Consider the following 10,151-nt stretch of genomic DNA (forward strand, 5'->3'; position numbering starts at 1 on the left):
CACGTTCACACAAAGCGTTGACTCGCTGTCTGCGGTTGCGCAGACTAACGATCTACGAGCAGATCCTTGCAAAGCAAGGTCTCTTACTAAAGGGTGTCAACCGGGGGCCGTTGTCGGTAGTCACGTGGAGGTGAGCAGTGGGCGGTGCGGTCGACACACCTACGTCCGAGCTGATAGAAGGCCCGGCGGAGGAACCCCGGCCCAATGCGGCACGAAGGTTCCTGAACGCCTGGCTGGTCCGTAGAATCGCGAAGGCGCTCCTGACCGTCTTCATCGTCACCACCGGGACGTTCTTCCTCGTCCGGCTCCTCCCGGGCAACCCGGTCGAAACCTACATCCAGACGCAGATCGCGCAGACCGGCATCTCGTACGCCGACGCCGCGTCGCAGGCCAAGAACCTGTTCTCGCTGGACCCGGACGAGCCGCTGATCCTGCAGTACGTCCAGTACATGCTGAACCTGCTGCAGGGAGATTTCGGCAACTCGCTGCTGTCACCCGGCACGACGGTCGCCGAGGTGATCAAGACCTACCTGCCGTGGACGTTGTTCTCCGTCGGCATCGCCCAGATCCTCAGCTTCGGCGTCGGCATCCTGGCCGGGATGGTGATGGCCTACCGCCGGGAGAGCTGGATCGACCACCTGCTGACCTCGCTCGGTGCGCTGCTGCACGCGATCCCGAACTACATCCTCGCGATCCTGATCGTGGTCTTCCTCGGCGTGAAACTGCAGTGGTTCAACCTGACCGAGGCGCGCGGTTCGTACACCCCCGGCGTGGAGCCGTCCTTCAGTCTGAGCTTCCTGAACGACATCCTCTACCACGCCACCCTGCCGATCCTCGCCTACGCGCTGACCACGGTCGGGTCCTGGGCACTGGTGATGAAGTCGTCCACGGTGGAGACCCTCGGCGAGGACTACGTCACGGTCGCCCGGGCCCGCGGCCTGAGTGACGCCCGGATCCGCGGCGGGTACGTCGGGCGCAACGCCGTACTGCCGTTGTTCAGCGTGCTGGCCGTGCAGCTGGGATTCGTCGTCGGCGGGTCGATCTTCGTGGAGCGGATCTTCGGCTACCAGGGCATCGGCTTCAGCCTCTACAACGCGGTCTCCGGACGTGACTATCCGGTCCTGCAAGGGATCTTCCTGGTGATCACCATCTCGGTCGTGGTGGCCAACCTGCTGGCCGACATCCTCTACAGCCGACTGGACCCGCGCGTGCGGGTTCCCGGCACGGGGCAGGGGTGACGACCGTGGCCGAGTTCGCCGAAACCCCTACTGCCCAGACCGCGATCGGTACGACCGGCGTCTCCCGGTTCTCCGGCATCCTGAGTGCGCTCCGCCGCAGCCCGGCGGGCTTCATCGGGTTCCTGATCGTGCTGCTGCTGGTGCTGATCACCGCGATCGGGCCGTTCTTCACCCCCGACGTGGCGCCCAACGTCAAGGAGATCCTGCTGCCGGCCGGCTCGCCCGGGCACCTGCTCGGCACCGACAACGAGGGCAAGGACGTCCTGATCCAGATGATCGACGGCGGCCGGTCCGTCATCTTCATCGGATTCTTCGCGGCGGCCATCTCGACCGTCGTCGCGATCGTCCTCGGTTCGCTGGCCGCCTACCTCGGCGGGAAGACCGACTCGGCCGTGGTCACTGCCGCGGACGTCGTTCTGACCGTCCCGCAGATCGTCCTGCTCGCCGTGCTGGGCGCGATGTTCCGGCTCGACTCGCCACTGCTGCTCTCGCTGCTGATCGGCGCCCTGTCCTGGCCGGTGCTGACCCGGGCGGTGCGGTCGCAGGTGCTGTCGCTGAAGGAACGCGAGTTCGTCGAGGCGGCCCGGCTGCTCGACCTCGGCACGATCCGGGTGGTTTTCGTCGAGATCCTGCCGAACATGGCCAGCTTCATCCTGATGAACTTCATGATCGGCGTGACCAACGCGATCTACCAGTTGGTCGGCCTCTACCTGCTCGGACTGGCGCCGCTCACCGGGTCGAACTGGGGCATCATGCTGAACCGTGCCTGGATCGCCGGCGCCATCTTCAACGACGCGAGCCTGGCCTTCATCCTGAGCCCCATCGTCGCGATCGTTCTCCTGCTGCTCGGATTGGTGATGATGACGAGATCGCTCGAGGAAATCCTCAACCCGCGTCTCCGGGACCGGTGAGCATGGTGACTTCGATGCCTGCAGGCAGCTCCAGCACCGCTCGCGCCGTCCGTGGCGGCCAGGGGAAACCACTGCTCTCGATCCGCGACTTCAAGGTCGAGTACCGGACCGGCGCCGGCTCCACGGTGCAGGCCGTCCGCGGCGTCGACCTCGATCTGTACCCCGGGGAGAGTCTGGCGCTGGTCGGGGAGAGCGGTTGCGGCAAGACGACGTTCGGGCTCGGCCTGCTGCGGCTGCTGCCGCGACTCGGCCACGCCAGCGGCAAGGTGATCTTCAACCGCAGCGACGGCACCGAGATCGACGTCCTCGGCCTGGACGGGCGCGACCTGCGCCAGTTCCGCTGGCGGGACGCGGCGATGGTGTTCCAGGGCGCGATGAACGCCTTCAACCCGGTGCTGAAGATTCGCGCGCACATGCACGACACGATGCGGGCACACGGCCGGGCGTCCCGGCAGGAGATCGAGAACCGCGCCGCGGAGCTGCTCCGGCTGGTCCGTCTGGAGCCCGAGCGGGTGCTCGACTGCTACCCGCACGAACTGTCCGGCGGTATGCGCCAGCGCGTGCTGATCGCGATGAGCCTGCTGCTCGAGCCGGAGGTGCTGATCCTGGACGAGCCCACCACGGCGCTGGACATCCTCACCCAGCGGTCGGTGGTCGACGTCCTGCACGAGGTGCGTGAACGGCTCGGTTTCTCGATGATCTTCATCTCGCACGACCTGTCGCTGGCCGCCGAGCTCGCCGACCGGGTGGCCACCATGTACGCCGGCCGGATCGTCGAGACCGGCGGCGTCCGGGACCTGTTCTACCGGCCGCGGCATCCGTACACGCTCGGCCTGATCAAGGCCGTGCCGCCGATCGTGGGCGACCTGCCGGATCTCGAGTCGATCCCCGGTGGTCCGCCGAGCCTCGCCGCGCTGCCACCGGGCTGTACGTTCAACCCGCGCTGCAAGTACGCCACCGAGGAGTGCAAGGAGACCGACCCGCCGCTGTTCCCGGTGACCGACCAGCAGGGTTCCGGCCACGAGGTCGCCTGCATCCACTGGAAGGACGTCCACCTGGACCGGCAGGTACGCAGCGAGGACATGGGGACAGCATCATGACCGCGACAGAGACGACTCCGTCGGCGCCGGCGGCCGCGCGCACGCCGTTGATGACGTTGGCCGGCGTCAGCCAGGTGTTCGACACCAAGGCCGGGCCGATCCGTGCGGTCGACCACGCCAACCTCTCGATCAATCCCGGCGAAGTGCTCTGCCTGGTCGGCGAGAGCGGTTCCGGCAAGACCACGGCCGCGCGGATGGCGGCCGGCCTGGCGAAGCCGTCCGGTGGTCAGGTGGCCTTCGCGGGCACCGACATCTGGTCGATGAACCGGCGGGACTTCAGCACGTTCCGGCGCAGCGTCCAGTACGTCCACCAGGATCCGTACGCCTCGCTGAATCCGACCCGGACGATCCAGCAGACCCTGACCGCCCCGCTGCTCAAGCACGGTGTGGTGAAGGGCGCGCGGGCCGCCGCCGAGCGGGCGGCCGAGCTGCTGACGAAGGTCGACCTGACGCCGCCGGAGAACTACCTGCCGAAGTACCCGCACCAGCTGTCCGGTGGCCAACGGCAACGAGTCGCGGTGGCCCGGGCGCTGACGCTGGATCCGAAGATCATCATCGCCGACGAGTCGACCTCGATGCTCGACGTGTCGATCCGGATCAGTGTGCTGGCGATGCTCGGGCGGCTGCGCGACGAGCTCGGCGTGGGCTTCCTGTTCATCACCCACGACCTGGCGATCGCGAAGTACTTCGGCTGGAACGGCAAGACCGCGGTGATGTACCTGGGCCGGATCGTCGAGTTCGGCCCGACGCCGGACATCATCAACGCGCCCACACACCCCTACACCCGGGCGCTGATCGACGCCATCCCGGAGCCCGATCCCGACCTCACCAAGACGAAGGGCACCGGGTCGCTGCGCAGCCTGGAGATCCCGAGCCTGGCGCACCTGCCACCGGGGTGTACGTTCCATCCGCGCTGCCCGTTGTTCGAGGGCGGGCTGTGTGACCTGACGGTGCCCGAGCTGGTCGAGATCCGGCCGGGTCAGTCGGCCGCCTGCCATGTCGTGGCGCGGGACGGTGCCGAGCCGGTCCGGCCGGATGAACCGGCCCGCTGATGCCACCCGCGGTCGGCCGGGCGGCTCTCGGCTGGGCGGCGTTCCTGGTGCTGGCCAGCGTGATCCTGCTGCTCACGTTGACGCCCGGGACGCCGGAGTACGTCGTCACCTTGTTCACCTTGTGTTTGGGCCTGCTCCTGGGCCTGATCGTCGTCGCCGGGGCGCTGGTCGCCCGGCGCCGCGGAAAACGCGAGGACGGTTAGTCAATGCGTATCACCCAGAAGTAGGACTGGCCACGCGGGTCGTGCGGTCAGGATCAGGAAAGGACGAAGGATGAGTCCCATCGGCAACAACGAATCCGGCGCGAGCGACCGGACCAACGCGGTCTCTCGCCGGCACGTGCTCCAGCTGTTCGGCATCGCCGGGGCCGGCGTCGCCGGCGTCGGGTCGCTGACGGCGTGCTCGCCGAGCTCCCCGACCAACGAGGAGGGCGGCGGCGGTTCCGGAGGCAACAAGGAGTTCCACGGGGCGTACCCGTACCAGCTGCCACCGAAGGGCCACTTCAACCTGGGCGCCGGCGTTCTCGACGGCATCCAGCAGCAGAGCCCGTACCTCGACCTGATCTACCCCAGCGCCGGCATGTACTACTGGGCCGACAAGAAGTGGGAGTACATGATGGCCGAGTCCAGCTCGCTGGACGAGGCGGCCAACACCTACACATTGAAGCTGCGCTCCGGGCTCACCTGGAGCGACGGGTCGCCGGTGACCAGCAAGGACGTCGTCTCGACGTTCAACCTGCGCTGGCTGATGCGCCAGCAGGACTGGACGTTCCTGTCCGACGTGAAGGCCCAGGACGACACCACCGTGCAGTTCACCATCGGCACGCCGTCCACGGTGCTCGAGCGCTACATTCTTCGGGCGCCGATCCTGCCGAGCGCGGTGTACGGCGAGTACGCGACGAAGGCGGAGGCGATCCGCAAGGCCAAGGGCAGCCTGGACAGCGGTCCGGGCAAGACGCTGAACGCCGACTTCCAGAAGTTCCGCCCGGAGAACCCGATCGTGTCGGGGCCGTTCAACTACGACCCCAAGAGCATGACGAACTCCCAGATGACGCTGGTGAAGAACGACAAGGGCCTGTTCGCCGACAAGATCGGCTTCGCCAAGGTCGTCCTGTTCAACGGCGAGACCTCGGACATCACGCCGGTCGTGATGAACAAGGACGTCGACTACGCCACCCACGGCTTCGCGGTGGCCAGCGAGAAGACCTTCCAGTCCAACGGTTTCCGGATTCTCCGCCCGCCGGTGTACTCCGGTCCGTCGCTGGTGTTCAACTACACGACCCGCCCGGAGTTCGCCGACGCCCGCGTCCGGCAGGCGATCGCCTACGTCCTCGACCGCAACGAGAACGGCACCGTCGCGCTCGGCGACTCGGGCAAGCCCTGCAAGTTCATGGCCGGCTTCTCCGACATCCTGGTGCCGGACTGGATTTCCGACGCCGACCAGAAGAAGCTGCAGGCCTACGAGAAGGACCTCGACAAGGCCACCCAGCTGCTGACGGCGGCCGGCTGGAAGAAGTCCGGGGACAAGTGGACGACGCCGCAGGGCAAGCCGGCCACGTACGACATCAAGTTCCCGACCGAGTTCGCCGACTGGAACCCGGCCGCGACCAACGCGGCCGACCAGCTGAACAAGTTCGGGTTCAACATCGTCAAGCGCGGTATCACCTTCACCCAGCTGAACCCGGACGTGCTGGCCGGCAAGTTCGACATCGCCATCCAGGGCTGGGGCGCCTCGAACCACCCGCACCCGTACTTCGCGTTCGTCCAGGACCTGTACACGTTCAACTACGTGACCGCGGCGAACCAGGGTGGCAAGGGGATGAACTTCCCGTTGAAGCAGACCACTTCGGCCGGGCCGATCGACCTCCAAGCCGTGGTCGACAAGTCGGCCCAGGGCCTCAACCTGGACGAGCAGAAGAAGAACATCACCGACGCCGCGATGGCGTTCAACGAACTGCTGCCGATCGTCCCGCTGTGGGAGCGCTACGGGAACAACCCGGCGCTGGAGGGGAACCGGGTCGCCAAGTTCCCGGCGGACGACGACCCGATCCTGAAGAACGCGCCGTACGCGGACAACTTCGTGATCATGGGCATGTACTCGGGCAAGATCGCCCCGGCGTGACGCGGCGCCGGAGGCCCGCATCCGGGCGGGCCTCCGGCGCTTCGGCGGCCACACCGGAAATCGGTGGTGGATGAACCGCTGACCTGGTTGGCTCGGCCGGGTGATCAGTGTGCGCGTGATCGACCCGGCCGACCTGGCCCTCTTCGACGAGTGGTACGACGCCCTGTGGGCCGGTGTGACCGCCGGCCGGGAGGCCGCGCTCGTGGTCGGCCGCGAGGCCCTCGGCTACTCGCTGCGCACCCCGGGGCCGCTCAAGCGGCGGATCGCGGTCGGCGCGTTCGAGGACGGCCGGGTGCTCGGCGCGATGTTGTTCGAGTACCGGCTGACCGACAACCTGGACACGGTCGAGGTCGAGATCGACGTCCCGCCACACCACCGGCGCCGTGGTGCCGGTACGGCGCTGTGGCAGTGGGCGGTGACCCGGGCGGCCCAGCTCGGGCGGACGATCTTCCAGACCGAGCTCGGCGTGCCGTCGGAGCCGTGGCCGGGCGCGGAGTTCGCCGGCCGCCTCGGCTTCTCGGTCGAGCATGTCGAGGACCATCTCGTCGTACCGCTGCCGTACGACGACGTGCGGCTGGACGAGCTGCGGCGATCGGCCGGCGTACTCGACGGGTACCGGCTGACCTCGTGGGTGGGGGTGTGCCCGCCGGAACACCAGCAGGCGTACGCCGACCTGCACACCGCCATGGACCAGGACGTACCCACCGGCGGGATGACGCGCGAGGCGGTCCCGTGGACGGTCGAGAAGCTGCAGGCGAGTGAGCAGCGGATCGACCGGAACTACCTGGCGCTGGTCACGATGGCGCACACCCTGTCGGGGGAGCCGGCGGGCTACACGTTGATGTACCTGCCCCGAGCCGACGAGGCGAACGCCCAGCAGGACGACACGCTGGTGCTGCGTGAGCACCGCGGGCACAACCTGGGCACGCATCTCAAGCTGGCCAACCTCGACCAGTTGGCGAAGCACCGGACGACCCAGCGCTTCCTGCACACCTGGACGGCGTTCTCGAACGGCCCGATGCAGAAGGTCAACGCCCGGTTCGGTTTCCGGTCGGTCGAGCAGCATCGCGAGCTCGAGCTGACGTATCCGCGCCTGCGCCCGGCGGCCCGGGCCGTCGTACTGGATCCTTCGGACCGCGTTTTGCTGGTCCGGTTCGAGTTCTCCAGCGGTCCGCTCTGGGCGACGCCCGGCGGTGGTCTGGAGGAGGGAGAGTCGCTGCGCGAAGGCCTCCACCGCGAACTCCGGGAGGAGATCGGTCTCGACGCGCCTGACGATCCGATCCACCTGTGGCACCAGGAAGTAGTTGCCGAGGGCCACGCCGCCGGGTACGACGGCGTGATCAACGACTACTTCCTCGTCCGCACCGATCCGTTCACCGTCGGCGGCACGATGACCGAGGCCGAGCTCCAGGCGGAGAACGTGCACGGCCACCGCTGGTGGACCCTCGACGAGCTGCTGGCCGCCGAAACCCGCTTCGCCCCACGAGCCCTTCCGGCGCTGCTCCAGGACCTCGTGCGGAACGGCCCGCCCACCATCCCCACCAGGCTCGGCCAGTGAATCTTCGCCACGCCACCCGGGCACTTCTCCTGGACCCGGACGACCGGCTGCTCCTCCAACACTGCGAGCTCCCACACCTGTCCTTCTGGCTGGCGCCGGGTGGCGGCATCGAGCCGGGCGAGTCGCCGTACGAAGCACTCACCCGCGAGTTGCACGAGGAGCTTGGCCTGCTGACGTTCGACATCGAGGACTACGTCTGGCGGCAGGAGGCAGTCGGCCCGTACGCGAGTGGGTACGACGGCGTTCGCAACGACTACGTCGTCCGGACCGCGCACTTCACCCCTGAGCGCATGCCCGAGTGGGAGGCGGAGCACGTCAACGAGTGTCGTTGGTGGACTGTCGAGGAACTGCTGGCGACCGACGCCGAGTTCTCACCCAAGGCGATGCCTGCTCTGATCAACGCGCTGCTCACCGACGGCGCCCCCGCCGAACCACTGCGGTTCGGGGTGTGACGCCGGCCGGTCAGATCCCGCGCTCGCGGTGGTTGCCGTCGAGTTCGCTGTCGACTCGTCAGCCAGGATCTTCTTGCCCTGCGGGGGTTGTTCCCGCGCGCGACCGCGACACGCTGGGATGTCTCCGCCGCCTGACTGGTCACCCACGGTGATCGAACAGGGTCTTGCCCACAGCAACGGGTGACGACGGTAGGTTCGGGACATGCGTGAATCGAAGCTCGGTGACCTGCACGTCTCCTGCCTCGGCCTCGGCTGCATGGGGATGTCCCAGTCCTACGGTGTGACGACCGACGAAGCCGAATCCATCGCCACCCTGCACGCCGCCATCGACGCCGGCTGCACCTTCATCGACACTGCCGACGTGTACGGCGACGGCGCCAACGAGGAGCTGGTCGGGCGCGCGCTCGCCGGCCGCCGCGACCAGGTCGTCCTCGCGACCAAGTTCGGCTTCAAGAAGCCGGCGAACCCGCACGACCCGCCCACGGTGGTCGACGGGAGCCCGGAGTACGCGCAGCAGGCGCTGGACGCCTCGCTGCGCCGGCTCGGAGTGGACCACGTCGACCTCTGGTACCTGCACCGGCGTGACCCGAACATCCCGATCGAGGAGACCGTCGGCGCGATGGCCTCGATGGTCGAGGCCGGCAAGGTGCGGTACCTCGGGCTGTCCGAGGTCAACGGCGACACGGTCCGCGCGGCGCACGCCGTCCACCCGATCAGCGCGGTCCAGAGCGAGTGGTCGCTGTGGACCCGGGACCCCGAGACCGTCGTCCTGCCGACCCTGCGTGAGCTCGGGGTCGGGTTCGTCCCGTTCAGCCCGCTCGGCCGCGGCTTCCTGACCGGGCAGCTCAAGTCGCCCGACGACTTCGAGCCGGACGACATGCGGCGCGGGCTGCCGCGGTTCAGCGGCGAGAACTTCCAGCGCAACCTGGATCTGGTCGAGAAGGTGCGCTCGCTCGCCGCCGCCAAGGGCGTCACGCCCGGGCAGCTCGCGCTGGCGTGGCTGCTTGCTCAGGGCAACGACGTGGCACCGATCCCGGGGACCAAGCGGCGCAAGTACCTGACCGAGAACCTCGGCGCCGTGGACGTCGAGCTGACCACGGACGAACTGGCCGCGCTGGACGAGGCGTTCCCGCCGGACGCGGTGTCCGGGCAGCGGTACGCCCAGGGTGGGATGGACCTGGTGGGCAAGTGATCGGCGTCACCGGCTCCACCGGCCGGCTCGGTTCCCGGATCGCCCGGCTGCTGGCGGAGGCCGGCTTACCGCAGCGATTGATCGTGCGGGATGCCGAGCGGGCGCCGGCGCTGCCCGGTGCCGAGGTCGCGCAGGCAGCGTACGGCGAGCAGGCGCTCGCCGGCGCGCTCGACGGGGTCGAGACCCTGATGCTGCTGAGTGCCACCGAGTCCGCCGACCGGGTCGCGTTGCACCAGGCAACGGTCGAGGCGGCGGTGGCGGCCGGTGTACGGCGGATCGTCTACACGTCGTTCCTCGGGGCGTCGCCGGGGGCGACGTTCACATTCGCGCGGGACCACTGGCAGACCGAGGAGCACATCCGGTCCCTCGCCGTCGATTTCACCTTCCTGCGGGACAACCTGTACCTCGACTTCGTCACCGGCCTCGTCGGCGAGGACGGCACGATCCGCGGACCGGCGGGGGACGGGCGGGTGGCCGCGGTCGCCCGCGACGACGTAGCGGCGGTGGCGGCCCGGGTCCTGCTGGAC

The 10,151-nt window shown here is 68.3% G+C and carries 10 protein-coding genes; all 10 read left to right on the forward strand.

Features of this window, described 5'->3' with window-relative positions:
* Positions 1–137: 137 nt before the first annotated feature.
* Positions 138–1,238 (forward strand): ABC transporter permease, encoded by a 1,101-nt coding sequence (locus E1218_RS19430; RefSeq protein WP_233712327.1) that lies wholly within the window; start codon positions 138–140, stop codon positions 1,236–1,238.
* A gap of 5 nt (positions 1,239–1,243) precedes the next feature.
* On the forward strand, positions 1,244–2,149 hold the full coding sequence (locus E1218_RS19435; protein ID WP_233712328.1) for an ABC transporter permease: 906 nt from the start codon (positions 1,244–1,246) through the stop codon (positions 2,147–2,149).
* Between the two features lie 14 nt (positions 2,150–2,163).
* On the forward strand, positions 2,164–3,249 hold the full coding sequence (locus E1218_RS19440) for an ABC transporter ATP-binding protein (RefSeq protein WP_132322127.1): 1,086 nt from the start codon (positions 2,164–2,166) through the stop codon (positions 3,247–3,249).
* Positions 3,246–4,301 (forward strand): ABC transporter ATP-binding protein, encoded by a 1,056-nt coding sequence (locus E1218_RS19445; RefSeq protein WP_132322129.1) that lies wholly within the window; start codon positions 3,246–3,248, stop codon positions 4,299–4,301. Before E1218_RS19440 ends, E1218_RS19445 begins: the two co-directional genes overlap by 4 nt.
* Entirely contained in the window at positions 4,301–4,504 is a 204-nt protein-coding gene (locus E1218_RS19450) for a hypothetical protein (RefSeq protein ID WP_132322131.1), read from the forward strand. The genes E1218_RS19445 and E1218_RS19450 overlap by 1 nt, the downstream gene beginning before the upstream one ends.
* A 70-nt stretch (positions 4,505–4,574) precedes the next feature.
* Positions 4,575–6,422: an ABC transporter substrate-binding protein gene (locus tag E1218_RS19455; protein WP_132322133.1), complete on the forward strand. Its 1,848-nt coding sequence runs from the start codon at positions 4,575–4,577 to the stop codon at positions 6,420–6,422.
* A 100-nt stretch (positions 6,423–6,522) separates the two neighbouring features.
* The gene (locus E1218_RS19460) at positions 6,523–7,980 is read left to right on the forward strand and encodes a GNAT family N-acetyltransferase (protein ID WP_132322135.1); all 1,458 of its coding nucleotides are present in this window, start codon (positions 6,523–6,525) and stop codon (positions 7,978–7,980) included.
* A complete protein-coding gene (locus E1218_RS36155) occupies positions 7,977–8,432 on the forward strand; it encodes an NUDIX domain-containing protein (protein ID WP_165949331.1) in 456 nt (151 codons plus the stop codon). The genes E1218_RS19460 and E1218_RS36155 overlap by 4 nt, the downstream gene beginning before the upstream one ends.
* Before the next feature lie 202 nt (positions 8,433–8,634).
* Complete coding sequence (locus E1218_RS19470; RefSeq protein WP_132322139.1) at positions 8,635–9,624, forward strand: aldo/keto reductase; 990 nt, start codon at positions 8,635–8,637, stop codon at positions 9,622–9,624.
* The coding region (locus E1218_RS19475) for an NAD(P)H-binding protein (protein ID WP_165949332.1) at positions 9,621–10,151 on the forward strand (531 nt) is incomplete at its 3' end. The genes E1218_RS19470 and E1218_RS19475, both read left to right, overlap by 4 nt.

It is taken from the genome of Kribbella turkmenica (genome assembly GCF_004348725.1).
Classification (GTDB): Bacteria; Actinomycetota; Actinomycetes; order Propionibacteriales; family Kribbellaceae; genus Kribbella; species Kribbella turkmenica.